This window comes from Vibrio sp. Makdt (assembly GCF_027587015.1).
Taxonomy (GTDB): domain Bacteria; phylum Pseudomonadota; class Gammaproteobacteria; order Enterobacterales; family Vibrionaceae; genus Vibrio; species Vibrio chagasii_B.
In genome coordinates, this window is record NZ_JAPPTH010000018.1 from 39,912 (window position 1) to 62,483 (window position 22,572).

At 44.9% G+C, this 22,572-nt stretch carries 18 protein-coding genes; 5 read left to right on the forward strand and 13 right to left on the reverse strand.

All coding sequences use genetic code 11. The features are described 5' to 3' along the window. Positions 1-182 precede the first annotated feature (182 nt). Positions 183-611: an HIT family protein gene (locus OH460_RS19575; RefSeq protein WP_269999223.1), complete on the forward strand. Its 429-nt coding sequence runs from the start codon at positions 183-185 to the stop codon at positions 609-611. 137 nt (positions 612-748) lie between these two features. Continuing rightward, entirely contained in the window at positions 749-1,276 is a 528-nt protein-coding gene (locus OH460_RS19580; RefSeq protein WP_008221198.1) for a YqhA family protein, read from the forward strand. Between the two features lie 66 nt (positions 1,277-1,342). Here the strand turns inward: OH460_RS19580 and OH460_RS19585 are convergent, their stop codons facing one another. The 5 genes from OH460_RS19585 to znuA form a co-directional block, all read right to left on the reverse strand. Next, positions 1,343-1,573, reverse strand: a complete 231-nt coding sequence (locus OH460_RS19585) for a FeoC-like transcriptional regulator (RefSeq protein ID WP_004737929.1) — start codon at positions 1,571-1,573, stop codon at positions 1,343-1,345. Further along, positions 1,570-3,843, reverse strand: coding sequence for a Fe(2+) transporter permease subunit FeoB (gene feoB / locus OH460_RS19590; protein WP_269999224.1), 2,274 nt, complete (start codon positions 3,841-3,843; stop codon positions 1,570-1,572). The genes OH460_RS19585 and feoB overlap by 4 nt, the downstream gene beginning before the upstream one ends. After that, the gene (locus tag OH460_RS19595; RefSeq protein ID WP_269999225.1) at positions 3,844-4,065 is read right to left on the reverse strand and encodes a FeoA family protein; all 222 of its coding nucleotides are present in this window, start codon (positions 4,063-4,065) and stop codon (positions 3,844-3,846) included. Between the two features lie 659 nt (positions 4,066-4,724). Then, on the reverse strand, positions 4,725-8,087 hold the full coding sequence (locus OH460_RS19600) for a helix-turn-helix domain-containing protein (protein ID WP_269999251.1): 3,363 nt from the start codon (positions 8,085-8,087) through the stop codon (positions 4,725-4,727). A gap of 269 nt (positions 8,088-8,356) precedes the next feature. Further along, positions 8,357-9,247: a zinc ABC transporter substrate-binding protein ZnuA gene (gene znuA / locus OH460_RS19605; protein ID WP_269999226.1), complete on the reverse strand. Its 891-nt coding sequence runs from the start codon at positions 9,245-9,247 to the stop codon at positions 8,357-8,359. Between the two features lie 83 nt (positions 9,248-9,330). On the opposite strand from znuA, the gene znuC reads away from it, so the two are divergent. Further along, complete coding sequence (gene znuC, locus OH460_RS19610; protein ID WP_269999227.1) at positions 9,331-10,113, forward strand: zinc ABC transporter ATP-binding protein ZnuC; 783 nt, start codon at positions 9,331-9,333, stop codon at positions 10,111-10,113. Next, positions 10,113-10,898, forward strand: coding sequence for a zinc ABC transporter permease subunit ZnuB (gene znuB, locus OH460_RS19615; RefSeq protein WP_186171902.1), 786 nt, complete (start codon positions 10,113-10,115; stop codon positions 10,896-10,898). The genes znuC and znuB overlap by 1 nt, the downstream gene beginning before the upstream one ends. A 141-nt stretch (positions 10,899-11,039) precedes the next feature. Here the strand turns inward: znuB and sucD are convergent, their stop codons facing one another. The 8 genes from sucD to sdhC form a co-directional block, all read right to left on the reverse strand. Then, positions 11,040-11,912 carry a succinate--CoA ligase subunit alpha gene (gene sucD / locus OH460_RS19620; protein ID WP_061034155.1) on the reverse strand — a complete coding sequence of 291 codons (873 nt, stop codon included), beginning with the start codon at positions 11,910-11,912 and terminating at the stop codon, positions 11,040-11,042. Then, the gene (gene sucC, locus OH460_RS19625; protein ID WP_004737918.1) at positions 11,912-13,078 is read right to left on the reverse strand and encodes an ADP-forming succinate--CoA ligase subunit beta; all 1,167 of its coding nucleotides are present in this window, start codon (positions 13,076-13,078) and stop codon (positions 11,912-11,914) included. The genes sucD and sucC overlap by 1 nt, the downstream gene beginning before the upstream one ends. Positions 13,079-13,284: 206 nt before the next feature. Next, the gene (odhB, locus tag OH460_RS19630) at positions 13,285-14,490 is read right to left on the reverse strand and encodes a 2-oxoglutarate dehydrogenase complex dihydrolipoyllysine-residue succinyltransferase (protein WP_269999228.1); all 1,206 of its coding nucleotides are present in this window, start codon (positions 14,488-14,490) and stop codon (positions 13,285-13,287) included. A gap of 21 nt (positions 14,491-14,511) precedes the next feature. Then, a complete protein-coding gene (gene sucA / locus OH460_RS19635) occupies positions 14,512-17,328 on the reverse strand; it encodes a 2-oxoglutarate dehydrogenase E1 component (protein ID WP_269999229.1) in 2,817 nt (938 codons plus the stop codon). Between the two features lie 97 nt (positions 17,329-17,425). Beyond that, positions 17,426-18,136 (reverse strand): succinate dehydrogenase iron-sulfur subunit, encoded by a 711-nt coding sequence (locus OH460_RS19640; RefSeq protein ID WP_008221173.1) that lies wholly within the window; start codon positions 18,134-18,136, stop codon positions 17,426-17,428. 12 nt (positions 18,137-18,148) lie between these two features. After that, positions 18,149-19,915: a succinate dehydrogenase flavoprotein subunit gene (sdhA, locus tag OH460_RS19645; protein WP_269999230.1), complete on the reverse strand. Its 1,767-nt coding sequence runs from the start codon at positions 19,913-19,915 to the stop codon at positions 18,149-18,151. Beyond that, a complete protein-coding gene (gene sdhD, locus OH460_RS19650) occupies positions 19,916-20,260 on the reverse strand; it encodes a succinate dehydrogenase, hydrophobic membrane anchor protein (protein ID WP_004737911.1) in 345 nt (114 codons plus the stop codon). It lies immediately after the preceding gene. After that, positions 20,254-20,646, reverse strand: coding sequence for a succinate dehydrogenase cytochrome b556 subunit (gene sdhC, locus OH460_RS19655; RefSeq protein WP_019820486.1), 393 nt, complete (start codon positions 20,644-20,646; stop codon positions 20,254-20,256). The genes sdhD and sdhC overlap by 7 nt, the downstream gene beginning before the upstream one ends. Positions 20,647-21,063: 417 nt before the next feature. Here sdhC and OH460_RS19660 point away from each other — a divergent pair, with 417 nt between their 5' ends. Then, positions 21,064-22,353: a citrate synthase gene (locus OH460_RS19660; RefSeq protein ID WP_061034157.1), complete on the forward strand. Its 1,290-nt coding sequence runs from the start codon at positions 21,064-21,066 to the stop codon at positions 22,351-22,353. The last annotated feature ends 219 nt before the right edge of the window (positions 22,354-22,572 follow it).

Consider the following 22,572-nt stretch of genomic DNA (forward strand, 5'->3'; position numbering starts at 1 on the left):
TACGTGATACGGAACCTCCTAAAGCAGGTAAGCACAGCAAATCAATGTACCATCCTCTCCCCACCGTCATTCCCTACAGTGAGGCACGAACGTGATAGGGAATCTGCTTATTGAGAACGTAAGCCCTAGCCACATTCAAACTCCGCCCTTATACTCATGTAAAACAATTAATTGGAAAGATCATGAGCTTCGAACTTCATCCCCAATTGGCAAAAGACACCACCGTTATTGGCGAATTCCCACTTAGTCTTGCGCTACTGCACAAAGACAACGCTGTACCTTGGGTTATTCTGGTCCCAAAACGTGCCAACCTAAAAGAGCTGCATCACTTACCAATGAAAGAGCAACAGCAGTTCTTACATGAATCTCAAGCAGTGAGCCAAGCACTAGAAGCTACGTTCCAACCGGATAAGCTAAACCTAGGCGCACTAGGTAACATGGTTCCACAACTGCACATCCACCATATCGCACGTTTCAAAGATGATGTGGCATGGCCTGGCCCAGTGTGGGGCAACACCGCAGGCGAACAACGCAGTGAAGAAGAGCAAGCAGCCATCCTAACTCGTATTCAAAATGTGCTGTCACTCAGCTCTATATTTAAAAAAGCTTAACCTTCTGACATAGGTGATGCCTAACCTCTAGGCATTACCATTATTACCAATGCGTAATAATAATTCACAAAAACACCCCATTATCACAACAAAGACTCCCGCGTATACTCTCTCGCACACTACATAGAGAGAGCATCATGAAACAAACCTTCAACTTATTTCGTCATATCAGCTGGATCGCCATCATCTGTTCTATGCTTGCTTCCCTACTCTTATTCTTTATGGGAGCAACCAAGACTTACTCTGCTTTTGCGATCTTTATGCTCAACCAGGTACCGCCAGAATCACTGGCACACCTAGACACCACAGACATCGCGATCTCATACTTAATTAAGTCTCTGGATACGTTTTTGATTGCTTTTGTACTCTTCATCTTTTCTCACGGTGTGTTCACTTTATTCATCTCGGATAAAAGCCATGCCGCGAAAAGTGACCAACAAGTCAATAAAAGCAAAGTACTTAGCTGGATAAAAACACCCAACATTGGCCACCTGAAAAACATTTTGGCTGAAGTGATTATCATCATTCTCTTCGTGAAATTTTTGGAGCTTGTGCTCGTCAATTTCGACAGCATTGGGTGGGACATATTGGTTCTTCCAGTATCCATACTGTTACTGAGTATCGGCCTTAAAGTTCTTGGGTTAGGTGAAACCAAAGAGTCTTAAGTTGGTAAACACAAACAAAAAAACCGCAGCTCATAGGCTGCGGTTTTTTATTAGATATTGACCGAACTACATCATCACATTCAGCGACAGACCATCTTGTTTGCTGATGGTGTAGCGAACACGCGTCGTATGACCATGTTTGTTAGTGTCGACCAAGCGAGATACTTTGCCCTTCTTGACCCACACGCTCAACATCGCATCCACGCCATCTTCACTCATACCAAATTTCGCTGCAATCTCTTTACGAGCTGCGACACCTTGGCTATCTATGTACTGATGAAGTTCAGTTAAAATCATACTACTTGCACCTCTAATGCTTTTTGCTTGCTGCCAACCTTCTTGAATACACGGTAGGTGATCACAAAGCCACCAGCAATCGCAACCATCCACACTGCACTTGTCACAGGGTGCGCTGCAAAGTTTGCCGCTTGGTAATAGAAAGTCGCACCAAAGTAGCCAAGCGCCATTGTCCAAACCGCAATAAAGCGAGCAAACATTTGACCAAATTCACGAACATAAGCACCCATTGCTGCCACACAAGGTGTGTAAAGCAAGATAAGGATTAAATAAGCAAACGCAGCGTGACCAGAAACAAATTTGTCTTTCAGGTTACCAAAGATAGACGAGTCAACCTCTTGCTCTTCAGCAACAGCGCCTGAATCGCTTAGGTCACCAACTTCAATACCTAGAGGATCCGAGTAGCTCAAGCCTGATAGGTTTTCAGGGATCGTCATCACCGCTTCTTGTAAGCTCGCCGCCAAATCAAACTCAGCAGCTTCTTCATCAGAAGGCGTTGTGTAAAGGCTGTTCAAGGTACCCACTACCGCTTCTTTCGCGAAGATACCAGTAATGATACCTACCGTTGCTGGCCAGTTTTCTTCGGTAATACCTATTGGTTGGAATACAGGAGTCACAACTTGAGCTGCCTTAGAAAGTACTGAATTTTCGCTGTCTTCGTTACCGAAACTGCCATCCATACCTAGAGAGTTCAAGAAGCTTAAGATTGCCACCACAACCACAATCGTTTTACCGGCACCAAGCACGAAGCGCTTCAGTTTCTGCCATGTTTTCAGCATCACGTTTTGTACGGTTGGCAACTCGTAGTCTGGCATCTCCATCACCAAGCTATCGCTGCTACCTGGGTAGATAGTGTTTTTAAGGAACAGGCCAGTAAATACAGAAGCTAGAATACCCATGATGTACAAAGCAAATACTACGTTTTGGCCCGCACCAGGGAAGAACGCCGCTGCAAACAGTGCGTATACAGGCAGGCGAGCACCACATGACATAAATGGTGCCATAGAGGCAGCCAGTTTACGCTCACGCTCTTGATCAAGAGTACGAGTAGCCATGATTGACGGTACATTACAGCCAAAACCAAGAACTAACGGTACAAATGCTTTGCCTGGTAGACCAATCTTTTGCATAACTTTATCAAGTACAAAAGCAGCACGTGCCATGTAGCCTGAACTTTCAAGTACCGCTAAGAACAAGTAAAGCGCCGCGATAACCGGAATAAAGGTTGCAACAGTTTGAATACCACCACCGATACCATCTGCAAGAACAGTAACCAACCAAACTGGTAGGTGTCCGTCTAATAAGTGGTGTCCACCATCAACCAATATTGCACCAACACCAATATCAAAGAAGTCGATAAACGCACTACCGATATTGATAGAGAACATGAACATTAGATACATGATGACAAAGAAGAAAGGAATACCGACCCATTTGTTCAAAATGAATTGGTCAGCTTTCTCTGTGAAGTTACGGCTTAGCTTACCTTCGCTGCGACGCACACGCTTGCACAAGTCGTGTAAGAAGGTGTATTTCGCGTCTGCTACCGCAAGGTCGATATCAAACTCGGCGCTAAGACGCACATTATCAATTTGAGTACGTGTTTGCGGAGCTAATCCGTTTAGCACTAAGTAGTCATTTTCTAGAGCACGAATTGCAAGCGCGCGGTGAGAAACATCAGCATCATCAAAATGTGATTCAACAGAAGGAATAAGTGCTTCTAATGCTTCGTCATAGTTAATAGAGATAGGATCAAGGCTAACACCTTGAACAAGAAGCTTATGCAGGCGTTCTTTGAAACGAGCCACTTGGCCTTTATCGTTCGCAGACAAGCTAAGAACCGGGCAACCTAGCTCTTTCTCTAGCGCTTTAAGGTTAATCACCTGACGCTCACGCTTTAATACATCCATTTTGTTCAATACAACGATCATCGGGCGACCCAACTCTCGCAATTGCAATGTCATGTATAAGCTTCGTTCTAAGCAGCTTGCATCAACGACATTAATGATCACGTCAGCAGGGTGAGTCAGAACAGCTCGCGACGCGATAGATTCATCAATACTATTTGCATCATTACCACTATCTAGTGCGTAGATACCAGGCAAGTCAGTTAGCTGAAATTGGTCACCCGCATGTGAATAGACACCCGTTTTCTTTTCAACGGTTACACCTACCCAGTTACCAACATGCTGCTTCGCGCCTGTTAGTGCATTGAATAACGTTGTTTTGCCACTATTCGGGTTACCAACGGTAAGAACTTGATAATCCATTTAGCTAACCTCGATTTGTTCTGCGATACTTTCACGAATGGCGATAGAGACACCTCTCACCTCAACTTGAAGCGGGTCACCCATCGGTGCGCGGCGGATTAGTGTTACCTCTGTTTTTGGCAACATACCCATGACCATGAGTTTTTTTCTAACGTCTGGTGTTAGACCAGTTAGCGCAACTATAGAAGCCGCTTTTCCTTGCTCTAGTTGTGAGAGTTTCATATATACCCAACTTCGTGACTGATAATGAGAAAGATTGTTATTAACACCATGATACACATACATGACCACAATTCTATTGTGTGAAATCAATGTTTTCGAAAATACATACTCGTAAATTTCGTTAAAAACGTTTACGTCAAAACCGTTACTTTCAACAACCAGTGAGAACTACCTCACTAGTACATCACAATCAAAAACTCAACAAATAATTAAATATCAACAACTTATAAAAATGTCGCTTTTCTCATAGCCTTCTGTCGTTAATTTTATAAGTAAAATAAGTCACTAATCGTATAGTTACTCCATCGAAGAGAAACTCCTTCTCTTTAATTTAATTCCAGAGGTGATGTGGCTTGCCATATCACTCCGGCAGCAAGCGAAGGTGTCATTGGCACCCGTGGTATAGTCCCCCCGGCTATACCACGATATTTTTTTTCTTATCTCCCTCAACAAAACCATACTCAAACAACTCAATCGTAAATACCCCAATTATCTCGCATCTCGCATCTCGCATCTCGCATCTCGCATCTCGCATCTCGCATCTCGCATCTCGCATCTCGCATCTCGCAGAAGCATAAAAAAAGCCCCAACACGAATGTCGAGGCTTCAATAAAACTATCTGTCGTTAACGTAAGGCTGGCTGGTTAATATTGTTCACTCTAGTCTTCACTGTTTTCAGCAAACTTAGATGGAGACATACCAAAGTGATGTTTGAACCTTTGGCTGAAATAAGACGGGTCATTAAAGCCAGAGTCAAAAGCAACGTCTGATATCTTCTCTCCCGCGAGTAACCGCTCACACGCATGCTCCAAGCGAACCTCATTCAAATGTTCTTTAAAGGTCTTGTTATAAGCCATCTTAAAGCGCCTTTGTAAGCTTCTCTCAGACATAAATAGATACTTAGCAGCAGTAGCAGTACCAAACTCAGCATCAGCGTAGTGCTCACTAACAAGCTGAGACACTCGGTTCTTCCACTCTTGCTCTGCACTAAGCTTTAACTGCTCAGGTGAGGTATTAGCGAGCTTAATAGTCTCAATCTGCTCTATTGTATTGGTTTCGAGATTATCTAATACCTGATAGTCGATTGGCCAAGTAAGCTGAACCTTGTTTTGAGAATCCGACACAAAGGCATTGATTTCGCCACCGCTCTGATTCATCAGCAACGGCAACTTTTCTATGTTTAAGTCGGTCGACTTACCACTGTTGTCACTAATACTGGAAGTTAACTTAGGGAAAGGCATGCCATGATCTAAGATGGTAACGACCAGGTGTTCTTTCAGCTCCTCCACCATGACCACCATACTCTGCGACTTAAAGTTACGCTTGATGATGCTCGCGATCAGGCTATTGAAGATGATGTCGAGATTAAAATACAGCAAAGAGACATGTCTATGTTTCGTCTCTACTTTTATCTCTAGCTCAATACCGGCTTTAGCTAAGTCTTCTTGCCACGCCTTAAGCACCGACTCCAAGATTAAGATCATATCGTAACCAACGGCACCACCACCTTGCCGGCGATTACTCAATTGAGCCAAACCATTCTTTAACGCAAGAATCGGCGATTTACCTTGTTCATCACTCCAATTAGGGAGCATGGCTGCAACTTGGTTAACCTCTGAAGAGAGTTCGTCGGCTGTATGAGACACAAGCGCATTCTTAACCGATAACTGCTTCTTAAGTTGCTGATTAGTCGTCAATAGTATCCTACTTTGGTGCCTCAACTGATCAGTTTTCAAAGCTACTTGTGCTTTAAGATGTCTGTTGGCAAAAGTGACGTAACGCGAACGCCAAAAAACCAAAATGGTCACCACACAAATCAGTAAGATAAGAGAGCTCGCAGCAGCCCAATTACTGAGATACCAAGGTTCCGCTATAGAGAAGCTTTGATTGGTTGAGACAAAACGATAGTGTGAATCCTTTACCGGCTTCACTTCGAGCGTATAATCCCCCGGAAGCAAGTGGTCGAGTGTTAATAAGCCACCTTCAAACTCACTCCAAGGTTCATCATCGTTGAGTCGATACTCCATCGCAGGAGCAAATGTAGCAGGCAAAATGCCTAGCTTAAAACCAATCGATGAACCATAAGGGATCTCGGCTAAATCCGCGGCCTTCCCACCCAATGATACGGTCTTTTGGTTAACACTTATCTTACTCAGCAATGCTCGGCTATGAGGCGTGGTAGATACCAACAACTCATTAGACAATGCACTCACCACACCATACTTGGAACCTAAAACTAACCGTGAGGATTGATTATCTTCACTATAAAAGAGTTCACATGCACCGGCTGCCAACTCATTGGTGATCAAACCAAATGGTGAACCTATGTGCTTGTGCAGCTGACCATCCAGTCCATAATAGCTAAGTCCTTTTGAAGACCCCAACCACACACCATTCTCATCGCTAATCAGACAACTCGGACTGATATTCTCTTCAACCAAGGCGATCTCTTCTATCATAGAACCATCGTAAGGGATCCGATAAACGCCATAACTACCCGCAAACCACTGAGAGCCATCATTGGCTTTTTCTATATCAACCACTTTGCCAAATCGTTCGCTGGAACGACTAAAGCTGATCCGTTTATCAACAAAGGAATAGAAGCCATGGTCGGTGCCGATGTAGACGCGACCTTGTAAACCAATATTTAGATCTGTAATTTTTGCTGGCAGGAACTTATCCACCAACCAATCCATTCCGTAGCCCGTAAGCTCCATATGGTCGATCGATAATGAATAGAGGCTTTGACCGGAGGTCATCCAAAGGGTGTTATCACCTTGAAGAGCAAAATTCTCGATGTGGACGCCTTCAATGGCTCTTGGCAAATTCAGCGCTTCAAACTCCAACGTCTCGGTATTGAAGCTTATAATCCCTTCTTCGGTCGCCAACCAAATTGACCTACCAAAAACCTGAAAGTCCTGTACTGGTTTGGGATATACGCGCCTAGGCCTCTCTTCAGTTTCAGAATCAACGAGGTAGAGGCCCATCGAAGATGCCACCCAAGATAGATGCTCACCAATTGGCTCAACTTTATTGATCACCATACTGCTGGAGTGCATGCCCATTCCGGTGAGTGGCGTTCTTGAGAATGTCTTACTAAACAAAGAAAAATACCGAATACCGTTGTTGGTCGCGACCCACATCCCACCAGCATGATCGTTAATTAGTGAGTAAATTTTCTCGCCCGGTAACGAAAAGTCTTGGTTAGCAGCTTGTTCAAAACGAGTGATTTCGCCGGTAATAAAGTTGTAGCTAATCAAGCCGTGCTCAGTACCAATCCAATATTGATTCGTGGTTTCAGCAACAGAGAGCACATGCGAGCCATTGATCTTGGTCTCTTTCTCAGAATTAGCCAAATCAACAATCACAACACCATTTAATGTACCAATCAGTAATTCACGTCGCGCATTCGAAAAGTACACGGTCTCGATGTAGTGTTTATCGGAGGCAGCAACATGGGTAAACTCTTGATTTTCCGATAGATAAGTGCCGGAACTGGTTGCCAATACCCATTTTGATAATACCCACTCAGCATCATTAATCGTAATGTCGCTGCTGTTGTTGTATCGGTACAATTTGAGAAGTGAATAGGTATTAAATTCTAACGACTGAGTGTTATAGGTGTAGAAATTATTGCCGTCGGTCACCCAGATATAATTGTCAGAGGCACCAATATTGGTTATCTCTGAACCAGGGCTAAGACTAAATGCGAGCTCGTTACCAAGCCCAGGAGTATGTCGATATACCTCATTATCAAAAAACGTCCAAAATTCATCATTAAGGAACGCCACGTTTTCAGAGGAAAACTGCAACAAACTGCCCTTTCTCGGAAGCAGAGTTCGTCCATCATAAAAAAGCACTTTTCCATGAACATCATGAACCCAAAGCCCACCACCTGCGCCTAGATAAAGATTTTTAGCCGCGAGAAAATTCCCTTGCGCTTGAACAGGCAAAGGATAAAAGACAGACGGTGATGTATTTAACGCAAGAGCGCTAAATGAAATGCTCATTAGCATGAACATTCGGAAGACAATTCGATACAACTTCTAATCCTGAACAGCAACAACGTATGAAGTTTCGGCTACCGCAATGTCTTAACCTTGCTCGACCAGAAACTGAGTTTTTTTGTGCTTATTATTATCTTTCCATTTTAGCGGAAATCTACGAAGGAGAAAGAAGGTTTATTGTTTGTTGAAAGGTTTTATCTTAGCGGTCACGAAAATGCCGCAAAAAGCGGCATTATTCATAATCATATCGAGAGCAAAGTGGAGTAAAGGTTACTCACTATTGATTACTTTGCGTTTAGGCAGCTTGTGTAGCTATCGGTAAGTTGCTGAAGAAAATCGAAATAACTTCCACTCTTCACTTCAACTGTAGAGCCAATTGGGTCCAATTGACCTTGTTTCGCATTACTTCCACGAGTCACTGATTCAATTACAGCCGGTGTAAATTGAGGCTCAGAAAATACACATTGAACGTTTTCACGTACTATCGTTTTCTTAATCGCAATCAAGCTTTTTGCACCCGGTTTACGCTCTGGGCTCACGGTGAAATGACCCAAGTTATTTAGGCCAAATTCTTCTTCATAGTAACCATATGCATCGTGGAAAACGTAGTAGCCTTTGTCTTTCACCGGAGCAAGTTGCTCACGAATAGACTGCTGCTTCTCTTTCAATTCAATCAGGAATGAATCGAGATTTTCTTGATATGCCATTGCATTGTCTGGGTCAGTTTCAATTAGCTTGTCTGAAATGTATTTCGCAGCAACTGCAACCTGATCGATCCCCAACCAAAAATGCGGGTCGTGGCTGCCGTGGTGGTGACCTTCATGCGCGTCATGGTCATGCTCATCGTGGCCGAACTCTCGTAAGTTGATACCAGGGATTTTACCGATTTCGATAACGTTATCATTCGATTCAATCACCTTAGTCAGAAACGCTTCTAAATCAGGACCAAACCAAACAACCATGTCTGCACCGTGAACTTTTTTGACATCAGACGGTTTAAGCGCATAATCGTGCGGCGAAGCATTGCTGTTCATCAACACATCCGGTTCACTAACGCCTTGCGTTAATTCTGTCACAATCATTTGAATTGGTTTGAAGCTTGTTAGAATAGTATTGGCACTTGCAACACTTGGCGCTAAAAGCAAAGTAGCAAGTATATAAGATGAACGTGACATAATTCCTCGATAATAGAAAAGTAGCTTAGGCTTGAGGTAAATGTTACATTATAACATTAGCGAATTGCAAATGAGTTCTATTCATGGATAACTTAATCCAACTAGATTCTGTGAGCGTCGAGTTTGACGGTCGAAAAGTCCTAGACAATATCTCTCTAAATTTAGAGCGTGGCAGAATCACTACCCTAATTGGGCCAAACGGTGCGGGAAAATCAACCCTAGTAAAAGTACTACTTGGGCTCCAACACAAATACTCTGGAAAGATTACCAAATCAAAAAAACTAAAAATTGGTTATGTTCCTCAAAAGCTAAAGCTGAATGATTCTCTGCCTCTCAATGTAGAGCGTTTCCTTAAGCTCACCGGTAGATTCAGTAAACAAGAGATCTTGGAAGCTCTAAAACTCGTTGGCGCTGAGCATCTGATGAAAAGCAACATGCATCAGCTATCAGGTGGTGAAAACCAACGCGTACTAATTGCTCGTTCTCTCTTGAGAAGGCCAGACCTATTGGTTCTTGATGAACCTGCACAAGGCGTAGATGTACAAGGTCAAATCGATCTCTACGAACTGATTGATTCTATTCGTCACCGCTTTGGCTGTGCAGTCTTTATGGTTTCACACGACTTACATTTGGTGATGGCAAAAACAGACGACGTGATCTGTTTACACCACCACATCTGCTGCTCTGGTGCACCCGCTGATATTAAGCAACATCCTTCTTATATCGCTCTATTTGGTACTGCGGTTCAAGAAAGTTTGGCGTTCTATCATCACCAACATGACCATCATCACCATGACTTAGCAGGCCAACCTGTATCTGGAGATGTGCACAACTGTTCTAACCATAAACACGGACATCACCACTAATGCTTGAGTTTCTTTTACCTTCTATCCTCGCAGGCTTAGGCATCGCGCTTATTGCTGGTCCACTGGGGTCGTTCGTAGTGTGGCGTAAGATGGCGTACTTTGGCGACACATTGGCTCACGCCTCTTTAATGGGTTTAGCGCTTGGTTTCCTGTTCAATATTAACTTGTACTTCGCGCTGCTGATTTGCTGCTTAATGTTGGCTGTATTACTCGTGACCTTACAAAAGCAAAAGCTGGTCGCGACCGATACGTTGCTCGGCATATTAGCCCACAGTGCACTCTCGCTCGGCTTGGTTGCTGTTAGCTTCTTAGATAACGTTCGTGTTGATCTAATGAGTTACCTATTCGGTGACCTGCTTGCCGTTTCTCCCACTGATTTAGTGTTCATCTATGCAGGCGCTGGTGTTATTGGTTTAGTGTTGGCTATCTTCTGGCGGCCACTGCTATCAACAACAGTGAACGAAGATCTTGCGGCGGTTGATGGCATCAACATTGATTTAATGCGCCTGATTCTAATGCTACTGGTCGGCATCGTGATTGCGGTTGGTATGAAGTTTGTTGGGGCGTTAATCATGACATCACTGCTGATTATCCCTGCTGCAACAGCAAGAAAGTTCTCAAGTACACCTGAACAAATGGCGTTGCTCGCTTCGATTATTGGCTCTATCGCAGTATGTGGTGGGTTGAGCCTATCTTGGTTCTACGACACACCAGCAGGCCCATCTGTTGTGATCAGTGCTGCTGCAATGTTTATGTTATCTCAGATGGTGAAAACCCGAGCGTAGTCATACGGTTCGTATCTCGTATCTCGTATCTCGTATCTCGTATCTCGTATCTCGTATCTCGTATCTCGTATCATTGAAAGCATACAAAAAAGGCTTGGTCATCGACCAAGCCTTTCTATTATTCATCGCTTAACGCGCTGATTACCAACCAGTAATCTCACGTAGACCTTTACCGATGTCAGCAAGAGACTTAACTGTCTTAACGCCTGCTGCTTCTAGTGCTGCGAATTTGTCTTCAGCAGTACCTTTACCGCCAGAGATGATTGCGCCAGCGTGGCCCATACGTTTACCTGGAGGAGCAGTAACACCTGCAATGTAAGAAACAACTGGCTTAGTTACGTTCGCTTTAATGAACGCTGCCGCTTCTTCTTCCGCAGTACCACCGATCTCACCAATCATTACGATTGCTTCAGTCTCAGGGTCTTCTTGGAACAGTTTTAGGATATCAATGAAGTTTGAACCTGGGATTGGGTCACCACCGATACCAACACATGTAGACTGACCGAAGCCTTCATCTGTTGTTTGTTTAACTGCTTCGTAAGTAAGAGTACCTGAACGAGATACGATACCTACTTTACCTTTCTTGTGGATGTGACCAGGCATGATACCAATCTTACACTCGTCTGGAGTGATAAGACCTGGACAGTTAGGACCGATCATGCGAACGCCAGTTTCTTCTAGCTTCACTTTAACGTCGATCATGTCTGTTGTTGGGATACCTTCAGTGATCGTTACGATCAGTTCGATACCTGCATCAATCGCTTCTAGGATTGCGTCTTTACAGAAAGGTGCTGGTACGTAGATAACCGTTGCTGTTGCGCCAGTTACTTCTACTGCTTCGCGTACAGTGTTGAATACAGGAAGACCAAGGTGAGTTTGACCACCTTTACCAGGAGATACACCACCAACCATTTGCGTACCGTATGCGATAGCTTGCTCTGAGTGGAATGTACCTTGACCGCCAGTGAAACCCTGACAGATTACTTTAGTGTCTTTGTTAATTAATACAGACATTATTTCGCCTCCGCAGCAGCAACAACTTTCTGAGCAGCATCTGTTAGAGATTCAGCTGCAATGATATCAACGTCAGAATTAGCAAGTACTTCGCGACCTAGGTCTGCGTTTGTACCTTCTAGACGAACAACAACAGGTACTGTTACGCCTACTTCTTTAACCGCACCGATAATACCTTCAGCGATCATGTCACAACGTACGATGCCACCGAAGATGTTTACTAGTACTGCGCTAACATTGTCATCAGAAAGGATGATCTTGAATGCTTCAGCTACACGCTCTTTAGTTGCGCCGCCGCCTACATCAAGGAAGTTTGCTGGTTTGCCGCCGTGTAGGTTAACGATATCCATCGTACCCATCGCAAGGCCTGCACCGTTAACCATACAGCCAACGTTACCATCTAGTGCTACGTAGTTTAGTTCCCACTGTGCTGCGTGTGCTTCGCGCTCATCTTCTTGAGATGGATCGTGCATTTCACGCAGTTTAGGTTGACGGTACATCGCGTTTGAGTCGATGTTGATCTTGCCGTCTAGACAAAGCAGGTTGCCTTCACCAGTGATAACAAGTGGGTTAATTTCCAGTAGAGCTAGATCGTACTGAGCGAACATTTCACCAAGACCCATGAAGATCTTAACGAACTGTTTGATTTGGTCGCCAACTAGACCAAGTTTGAATGCCAGTTCACGGCCTTGGTAAGCTTGAGGGCCTACTAGAGGATCGATCGCAGATTGGTGAATCAACTCTGGAGTTTCTTCAGCGATTTTCTCGATGTCCACACCGCCTTCAGTTGACGCCATGAATACAATTTTACGAGTTGCACGGTCAACAACAGCACCTAGGTAAAGTTCGTTAGCGATGTTTGACGCTTCTTCAACTAGGATCTTAGTTACAGGCTGACCATTAGCGTCTGTTTGGTAAGTCACTAGGTTTTTACCTAGCCACTTTTGTGCAAACTCTTTAACGCCTTCTTTTGTGTCGTGTAGCTCTACGCCACCCGCTTTACCGCGGCCACCAGCGTGTACTTGACACTTAACGACTTTTTTCTCAGTTGAGATACGGCCAGCAGCTTCGAAAGCTTCTTGTGCAGTATCACATGCGAAACCTTCTGGTACAGGCAAACCGAATTCTGCAAACAGCTGTTTGGCTTGGTATTCATGCAAATTCATTTTGATATTCCGTTTATTTTCCCTTAAGGGATTATTATTTCCATAACGACACAGTTTCCTGTGTTACGTCTGTAGGGTCTTCTCAAATCAACTGCTGTCCATTTTGTAATGGCTTAACAGCTCAAGTGAAGGCCAGACGTTGAGCAGCCTAGCCTTTGAAACTTTTTACGTCTAGCTAACTGGGCTAACTAGACGTTTTAGCGATACTAAACGTCTAATAGCAGACGTGCTGGATCTTCTAGTAGCTCTTTGATGGTCACTAGGAAGCCAACTGATTCACGGCCATCGATTAGACGGTGGTCGTAAGAAAGCGCTAGGTACATCATTGGTAGAATTTCTACTTTGCCATCAACTGCCATTGGACGTTCTTGGATTTTGTGCATACCCAAGATAGCCGCTTGTGGTGGGTTGATGATTGGCGTAGACATTAGAGAGCCGAATACACCACCGTTTGTAATAGTGAAGTTACCACCCATTAGCTCATCAACAGTTAGCTTGCCGTCACGGCCTTTGATCGCTAGCTCTTTGATGCCTTTTTCGATGTCAGCGAAACCTAGTGTGTCACAGTCTTTTAGAACTGGAGTCACTAGACCACGTGGCGTAGATACTGCCATGCTGATGTCGAAGTAGTTGTGGTAAACGATATCATCACCGTCGATAGATGCGTTTACTTCTGGGTAACGCTTAAGCGCTTCAGTTACCGCTTTCACGTAGAAAGACATGAAACCAAGACGCGTGTCGTGACGCTTCTCGAATTGATCTTTGTACTGCTTACGAAGGTCCATGATTGGCTTCATGTTTACTTCGTTGAAAGTCGTTAGCATTGCTGTGCTGTTCTTCGCTTCTAGAAGACGGTTTGCAACTGTCTTACGTAGGCGAGTCATAGGCACGCGCTTCTGGCTACGAGCCGCCGCTGGCGCTTCAACCGCTGGTGCAACTGCTGCCGGCGCTGCTTTCGCTGCCGCTAGGTGTGCGTCGATGTCTTCACGAGTAATACGACCACCAACACCAGTGCCTTTCACGTCAGCTGGTTGTAGGTTGTGTTCAGCAAGAAGACGACGAACAGCTGGGCTCAGTGCGTCGTTGCTCTCTTCTGTAAGCGCTGCTTTATGGCGTTTGTCAGGAGATGCTTCTGTGTCTTCAGTGGTATCTGTTGTTGGCTCACCTGCAACCGCGCCAGGCTTCAACTTAGCAATAAGCTGCTTGGAAAGTACCGTAGCACCCTCGTCTTCGATGATAGCTTCCAGAACACCCGCTTCAGGCGCAGGTACTTCTAGAACTACTTTGTCTGTTTCGATATCTACAATGACTTCATCACGTGCAACCGCTTCGCCTGGTTTTTTGTGCCAAGTCGCAACTGTTGCATCAGCCACAGATTCAGGTAAATCTGGAACCAGAATTTCAATTGTCATGTCTGTATTTTCCTTTTACTTCTAGTTCTTTGGTAGGGTCAGAGCGTCATCTACTAACGCTTTTTGTTGTTTCAAGTGTACCGACATATAGCCTACAGCTGGTGATGCTGATGCAGGACGACCTGCGTATTGAATATCAGCGCCTACTGGGATAGCAGCTCGGAAGTTATGTTGGCTGCTGTACCAAGCACCTTGGTTCTGAGGCTCTTCTTGACACCAAACGTAATCAACGACATTTGTGTATTGTGCAATTGCAGCGCGAACATCCTCGTAAGGGAATGGGTATAGCTGCTCAATACGAACAATAGCAACGTCGTCTTGCTCGTTCTTACGTCTTTGGTCAAGTAGGTCGAAGTAAACCTTACCTGAACAGAATACGACGCGTTTTACGTTCTCAGGAGCGATATCGTCAATCTCTGCGATAGCTGGTTGGAACGTACCTTCTGCTAGGTCTTCTAGAGAAGACGTACACAGCGGGTGACGAAGCAATGACTTAGGTGACATTACAATCAGAGGACGACGCATTGGTCGAACTACCTGACGACGAATCATGTGGTAAACCTGAGCCGGTGTTGAAGGAACAACAACCTGCATATTTTGTTCAGCACACAATTGAAGGTAACGCTCAAGACGCGCAGAAGAGTGCTCTGGGCCTTGGCCTTCATAGCCGTGAGGAAGCAGCATAGTCAAGCCACATAGACGTGCCCACTTTTGCTCACCTGACGAAATAAATTGGTCGATAACCACTTGCGCACCGTTTGCGAAATCACCAAATTGTGCTTCCCAAAGGGTTAGACCGCTTGGCTCTGCTGTTGCGTAACCATACTCGAACGCTAACACTGCTTCTTCAGACAATACCGAGTCAAATACTTGGAATGGACCCTGCTTATCATGAATGTTCGCAAGAGGAACATACGTGCTTGCGTCTGATTGGTTGTGCAGTACTGAGTGACGGTGGAAGAAGGTACCACGGCCTGAATCTTGGCCGGAGATACGAATACGCTTGCCATCATCAACAAGTGTTGCATACGCCAGAGTTTCAGCCATACCCCAATCGACTTGTTTCTCACCATCCACCATGGCAGTACGATCGTTGTACAGTTTATTTACTCGGCTTTGCAGTTTGTGGCTCTCTGGGTATTGGCAAATCTTAGTACCAAGGTCTTTTAGACGCTCAATATCAACTTTGTTGTCCCAATCAATATTCCAGTCGTGACCTAGGTAAGGAGACCAGTCTACAGAGTGAAGTGCCATTGGACGCCACTCTTTAACCACAACTTCACCGTGATCAAGTGCGTCACGATATTCGTTAACCAGCTGAGTTGCCGTATCAATACCAAACTCACCGCGCTCCATTAGCACGTCAGCGTAAAGCTTACGTGGTGTTGGGTGCTTCTTGATTTTTTGGTACATCAAAGGCTGAGTTGCGTTCGGCTCATCGGCTTCGTTGTGACCGTGGCGACGGTAACAAACTAGGTCGATAACAACATCACGTTTGAAAGTATTACGGTAATCCAGTGCTAAGCGAGCAACAAAGGCAACCGCTTCTGGATCATCAGCATTAACGTGGAAAATCGGAGCCTGTACCATCTTAGCGATATCGGTACAGTACATCGTAGAGCGTGTGTCGCGAGGGTTAGACGTTGTAAAACCAACTTGGTTATTTACAACGATACGAACCGTACCACCTACACAGAAACCACGAGCTTGAGACATGTTAAACGTCTCTTGCACAACACCCTGACCAGCGATTGCTGAGTCACCGTGAATAGTGATTGGCAGTACACGGCTACCATCAGTATCACCTAGGCGATCTTGACGTGCACGTACTGAACCGATAACCACTGGGTTTACGATTTCTAAGTGTGATGGGTTAAATGCTAGTGCTAAGTGAACGTTGCCACCTGGTGTCGCGAAATCCGCAGAGAAGCCTTGGTGGTATTTAACATCACCAGTACCCCACGTTTCGTCGTGCTTACCCGCGAACTCGTCAAACAGGTCTTGCGGCTTTTTACCAAGCACGTTAACCAACATGTTTAGACGACCACGGTGAGCCATACCAACAACGACTTCACGCATGCCTTGTCCACCAGCGTGACGAATGATCTCTTTCGTCATTGGGATAAGTGCATCACCACCTTCCAACGAGAAACGTTTCGCGCCTGGGAATTTCGCACCAAGATAGCGCTCAAGACCTTCAGCAGCGGTTAGCTCTTCTAGGAAAGCTTGCTTTTCTTCTTTGTTGAAAGAGGGTTGACCAGACACAGACTCTAAACGTTGTTGAATCCAACGTTTTTGCTCTGTATTAGTCATGTGCATGTATTCAGCACCAATTGAACCACAATAGGTTTGCTTTAGAGATTTGTGTAAATCTTTAAGCACCATCGTCTCTTGGCCAATCGCGTAAGAGCCGACGTTAAACGTCTCATTGAGGTCTTCTTCGGTAAGAGTGTGGAAAGAAGGGTCCAGTTCATCAACTGTCGCTCTCTTCCATAAACCTAGGGGGTCTAGATTTGCTGCTTGATGCCCTCGGAATCGATAAGCATTAATCAGTTGCAGAACTTTTACTTGTTTCGCATCGACATCTGGATCACTAACTTGGACACTGTAATGCTTTGTTTCTTGAGCGAGTCGACGGAAGTATTCACGAACACGAGAGTGTGGTTGTTCCACCGCTTCTGAAGCTTGCACAGGCAATTCTTCAAAAACACTTCTCCATTCGTCACTTACCGAATCGGGGTCACTTAGATACAGTTCATAGAGTTCTTCTACGTACGTTGCATTGGCGCCAGCCAAGTGTGAAGACTCGAGCCATGCCTTCATCACGCCGTTGTGCATATTTTCCCTTAACCAGTAGTTTTCACGTTTGCTGCGGTCTATGCCGAGCTATTAAAAGGCCGCCCCAAAACTTCTAGGGCGGCAATTTTTTTGTAACTTAAACCGAACGATTCACTAACATGGTCTTGATGTGACCAATCGCTTTCGTCGGATTTAATCCCTTAGGACAAACACTTACACAATTCATGATGCCATGGCAACGAAAAACGCTAAATGCATCATCAAGATCAGACAAACGTTCATCTGTCGCTGTATCTCGGCTATCAATTAGCCAACGGTACGCGGCAAGTAGGCCTGCTGGTCCGATGAACTTGTCAGGGTTCCACCAGAACGATGGGCATGACGTTGTACAACATGCACACATGATACATTCGTACAGTCCATCTAAATGAGCACGCTCATCAGGGCTTTGTAAGTTTTCACGTGCCGGTGGTACATTGCCATCAGACACTAGGAATGGTTTTACTTTTTCGTAGTTATCGTAGAACTGAGTCATATCAACAATCAGGTCACGAACAACAGGTAAACCTGGCAGCGGGCGAATCACGATCTTATCGCCTTTCAGCGCAGATAGAGGCGTGATACACGCTAGACCGTTTTTACCGTTCATGTTCAGACCATCCGAACCACATACACCCTCACGGCATGAGCGGCGGAATGCGATTGTTGGATCTTGTTCTTTCAGTAGAATAAGCGCATCCAGAAGCATCATGTCTGAACCTTCATCCACCTCTAGGGTGTATTCCTTCATGTAAGGCTTTTGGTCGACATCTGGATTGTAACGGTATAAAGAGAAATTCAGTTTCATGGTCATGTCTCCTTAGTACGTACGTGCTTTTGGCGGGAACGCTTCACGATGGATAGGTTCCATGTTTACGTTACGCTTAGTCATGCTTTCTGACTCAGGATTGTAAAGCGTGTGGCATAGCCATTGCTCATCATCACGATCAGGGAAGTCAAAACGAGCATGTGCACCACGACTCTCTGTGCGGTAGTTTGCCGCTACAGCCGTCGCGTAAGCTGTTTCCATTAGGTTTTCAAGCTCTAGACACTCAATACGCTGCGTGTTGAACTCAGTAGACTTATCTGAAAGGTGTGCATTCTTCAGACGCTCACGAATTGCTTTAAGCTCTTCTAGGCCGTCAGCCATTGCTTTACCTTCGCGGAATACAGAGAAGTTGTTCTGCATACATTGCTGTAGATCTTTACGGATCTGCGCTGGATCTTCGCCGTCTGTGCTGTTTTCCCAACGGTTGTAGCGCTCTAGAGAACGAGCGATATCTTCTTCCGTTGCAGGTTTCGCATCAGCTTGCTTCTTCAGAGTCTCACCTAGGTGTAGACCTGTAGCACGACCGAATACAACCAAATCAAGCAGTGAGTTACCACCTAGACGGTTAGCACCGTGTACGGATACTGAAGCAATCTCACCACAAGCGAATAGACCTTGTACTTCTACATCGCTACCATCTGTACCCTGCTTAATCGCTTGGCCAGAAACTTGTGTCGGTACACCACCCATCATGTAGTGACATGTTGGGATTACTGGGATTGGCTCTTTTACTGGATCAACGTGTGCGAATGTACGCGACAGTTCACATACACCTGGTAGACGAGATTCAAGTGTCTCTTTACCTAGGTGGTCAAGTTTCAGCTTGATATGTGGCCCCCAAGGACCGTCACAACCACGACCTTCACGAATTTCGACCATCATTGAACGAGCAACAACGTCACGACCCGCTAAGTCTTTCGCGTTTGGAGCGTAACGTTCCATGAAACGTTCGCCGTCTTTATTTAGAAGGTAACCACCTTCACCACGACAGCCTTCTGTTACAAGAACACCTGCGCCAGCAATACCCGTTGGGTGGAACTGCCACATTTCGATATCTTGCATTGGAACGCCAGCACGAATCGCCATACCAACACCGTCACCAGTATTGATGTGTGCGTTAGTTGTCGATGCGTAGATACGACCAGCACCGCCAGTCGCTAGGATCGTTGCTTTCGCTTTGAAGTAGCATACTTCGCCTGTTTCCATGCAAAGTGCTGTTGTACCAAGAATGGCACCGTCTTCATTCTTCACAAGATCAAGCGCGTACCACTCAGAGAACACGGTTGTTTTGTGCTTAATGTTTTGTTGGTAAAGCGTGTGTAGCAATGCGTGACCAGTACGGTCAGCTGCTGCAGCGGTACGAGCCGCTTGCTCACCACCAAAGTTTTTCGATTGGCCACCAAAAGGACGTTGGTAAATGGTGCCGTTGTCGAAACGAGAAAATGGAAGACCCATCTTTTCTAGTTCGATAACTGATTCTGGGCCATTTTTACACATGTATTCGATAGCATCTTGGTCACCGATGTAATCAGAACCTTTTACTGTGTCATACATATGTTGTTCCCAGTGATCTTCGTGCGCATTACCTAGCGCAACCGTAATACCACCTTGAGCAGATACGGTATGAGAACGAGTTGGGAAAACTTTAGAAAGCAATGCACATGATAGGCCTTGCTCTGAAATTTGCAGTGCGGCACGCATACCTGCACCACCAGCGCCGATAACTACGGCATCAAACTCACGAACAGGAATAGTCACTTACGCACCCCACAAAATAAACAGACCAGAGAAGAAATATCCAAGAAGAACCGCAACTACACCTACTTGAAGGCCAACACGCAGTTTAGCGCACTTGATGTAGTCGGTTAGCACTTGCCATAGGCCGATCCAAGCGTGAACAAGAACCGAAGTAAGCGCTAACATGGTAAATACTTTAGTGAAAGTTCCACCAAAGAACTGAGTCCATGATACGTAAGAGATATCGGTGAAGGCACAAAAGCTCACCAAATAAATTGTATATAGCGTCATAATGATTGCAGTTGCACGAATCAATAAGAAATCGTGAACGCCATTACGGCCAAATGTCGAAACGTTGTTTACCATACTAAGATCCCCGCTAGTAGAGACAATACCGCTGTCGCTGCGAATGCAACCTTAGCGCTCTTCGCGCCAGATTCCAGCTCTTCAAAGTGACCTAAGTCCATAAGAAGGTGACGAATACCACCAGCAATGTGGTAAGCCAAAGCGGTTAAAATGCCCCACAGAATAAACTTCACGAAGAAACCGTCGACAATGTCGCTAGCTTCCATAAAGCCTACTGGGGATGAGAGGGAAATGGATAGTAACCAAAGCAAAATTCCAATCGCAACAAAAGTAATCACCCCAGACACACGGTGTAGGATGGAAGCTATTGCAGTGATCGGAAAGTGGATGGTCTGTAAATCTAAATTAACAGGTCTTGTCTTTCTTTCTTTCACGGGCTTGCTCACTCAGCTCCATTGAGCATTATGGTCATTAAATAACCTTATGATATTGTTATGGACAAAATTTGATCGCAAACCTTCAAAATTTAACATTAACTTAACAAATAACTGAAGTTGAGCCTTAGATAATTGTAAAATAATTGTTAACAACAAGATTAAGATAGACACCTCACATTTCTTCTTAGCCTTGCATTTATAAGGTTTTAACCAAATTTTTCATCGCCACTATACGGTCGGCAACATTCTAATACAATTGATGTAACAAATAATGCTACACAGACCAGATTTTTAACGAATTTAATGTAAAAAACACTAACAAGTGCACACAAAGCTGCAGAAAAATTGACTTTCCCACGTAAGACCAGTAAAAAAATGGCACATAAACATCCTGGACGGATTAAATAATAAACAAAGGAGATTGTTATGGCGGATAAGAAAGCTACCCTTCACATTGAAGGTCAAGCGCCAATCGAGCTGCCGATTACAGAAGGTGTACTAGGTACTCCAGTGATCGATGTTCGTACACTAGGTTCTAATGGTTTTTTCACTTTTGACCCTGGTTTTCTTGCCACTGCATCTTGTGAGTCTCAAATCACTTTTATTGACGGTGGTAAAGGTATCCTTTTACACCGTGGTTATCCAATTGACCAACTTGCCAATAACGCTGATTACTTAGAAGTATGTTACATACTTCTTTACGGTGAAGCCCCATCTCGAGCTGAATACGAAAAGTTCAAGACTACCGTGACACGTCACACTATGGTTCACGAGCAAATTGCTAGTTTCTTCCACGGCTTCCGTCGTGATGCTCACCCAATGGCTGTAATGTGTGGTGTTGTAGGCGCTTTAGCAGCGTTCTACCACGACTCACTTGATATCAACAACGATACACACCGTGAAATTGCGGCTTACCGCCTAATTTCAAAAATGCCAACACTGGCAGCAATGTGTTACAAATATTCAATCGGTCAGCCGTTTATCTACCCACGTAACGACCTAGGCTACGCAGAAAACTTCTTACACATGATGTTCGCAAACCCATGTGAAGAGTACGAAGTAAACCCTATCGTAGCTCGTGCAATGGATAAGATTTTCACTCTACACGCTGATCACGAACAAAACGCTTCTACATCGACAGTACGTCTATCTGGTTCATCTGGTGCTAACCCGTTTGCGTGTATCGCAGCTGGTATCGCGTCACTTTGGGGCCCAGCTCACGGCGGTGCAAACGAAGCGTGTCTACGTATGCTTGAAGAGATCGGTAGCGTAGATAACATCGAAGAGTATGTTGCAAAAGCGAAAGACAAAGATGACCCATTCCGTTTGATGGGCTTCGGTCACCGCGTTTACAAGAACTACGATCCACGTGCAACAGTAATGCGCGAAGCGTGTCACGAAGTACTTAAAGAGCTAAACATCCAAGATCCACTACTTGACGTAGCAATGGAACTTGAACGTATCGCTCTGTCTGATGAATACTTTGTGTCTAAGAAGCTATACCCGAACGTAGACTTCTACTCAGGTATCATTCTGAAAGCGATCGGCATTCCAGTGTCTATGTTTACAGTAATCTTCGCGATGTCTCGTACTATCGGTTGGATTGCACACTGGAACGAAATGCACAGCGATCCGACAAACCGTATCGGTCGTCCTCGTCAGCTATACACTGGTGAAGAGCAACGTGACTTTAAAGCACTTCACGAACGTGAATAATTGCGATTAAAGTATGATTGTTAAAAAGGGTTGATGCTTTCGCATCAACCCTTTTCTTTTATGTGCTCGCAACACTGTCATCCTCAAGAGCGAGGAACGAGTGAGTTGGGGATCTTATTCAACGAGTAGATAGCCCAAAGAGATTCCCTACTCCTTCCTTCGTCAGTCTAGGGAATGACGGATTCGGATATGACCGTTTAACGTTCTGACTCGCGCATC

Bases quoted from the DNA above. Each gene is read 5' to 3' on its own strand.
- znuA (WP_269999226.1), bottom strand. From the start codon at position 9,247: ATGTCACGTTCATCTTATATACTTGCTACTTTGCTTTTAGCGCCAAGT.
- OH460_RS19660 (WP_061034157.1), top strand. From the start codon at position 21,064: ATGGCGGATAAGAAAGCTACCCTTCACATTGAAGGTCAAGCGCCAATC.
- odhB (WP_269999228.1), bottom strand. From the start codon at position 14,490: ATGACAATTGAAATTCTGGTTCCAGATTTACCTGAATCTGTGGCTGAT.
- OH460_RS19580 (WP_008221198.1), top strand. From the start codon at position 749: ATGAAACAAACCTTCAACTTATTTCGTCATATCAGCTGGATCGCCATC.
- OH460_RS19595 (WP_269999225.1), bottom strand. From the start codon at position 4,065: ATGAAACTCTCACAACTAGAGCAAGGAAAAGCGGCTTCTATAGTTGCG.
- OH460_RS19585 (WP_004737929.1), bottom strand. From the start codon at position 1,573: ATGATTTTAACTGAACTTCATCAGTACATAGATAGCCAAGGTGTCGCA.
- sucC (WP_004737918.1), bottom strand. From the start codon at position 13,078: ATGAATTTGCATGAATACCAAGCCAAACAGCTGTTTGCAGAATTCGGT.
- OH460_RS19640 (WP_008221173.1), bottom strand. From the start codon at position 18,136: ATGAAACTGAATTTCTCTTTATACCGTTACAATCCAGATGTCGACCAA.
- feoB (WP_269999224.1), bottom strand. From the start codon at position 3,843: ATGGATTATCAAGTTCTTACCGTTGGTAACCCGAATAGTGGCAAAACA.
- OH460_RS19600 (WP_269999251.1), bottom strand. From the start codon at position 8,087: ATGTTCATGCTAATGAGCATTTCATTTAGCGCTCTTGCGTTAAATACA.
- sdhD (WP_004737911.1), bottom strand. From the start codon at position 20,260: ATGGTAAACAACGTTTCGACATTTGGCCGTAATGGCGTTCACGATTTC.
- sucD (WP_061034155.1), bottom strand. From the start codon at position 11,912: ATGTCTGTATTAATTAACAAAGACACTAAAGTAATCTGTCAGGGTTTC.
- sucA (WP_269999229.1), bottom strand. From the start codon at position 17,328: ATGCACAACGGCGTGATGAAGGCATGGCTCGAGTCTTCACACTTGGCT.
- znuC (WP_269999227.1), top strand. From the start codon at position 9,331: ATGGATAACTTAATCCAACTAGATTCTGTGAGCGTCGAGTTTGACGGT.
- znuB (WP_186171902.1), top strand. From the start codon at position 10,113: ATGCTTGAGTTTCTTTTACCTTCTATCCTCGCAGGCTTAGGCATCGCG.
- OH460_RS19575 (WP_269999223.1), top strand. From the start codon at position 183: ATGAGCTTCGAACTTCATCCCCAATTGGCAAAAGACACCACCGTTATT.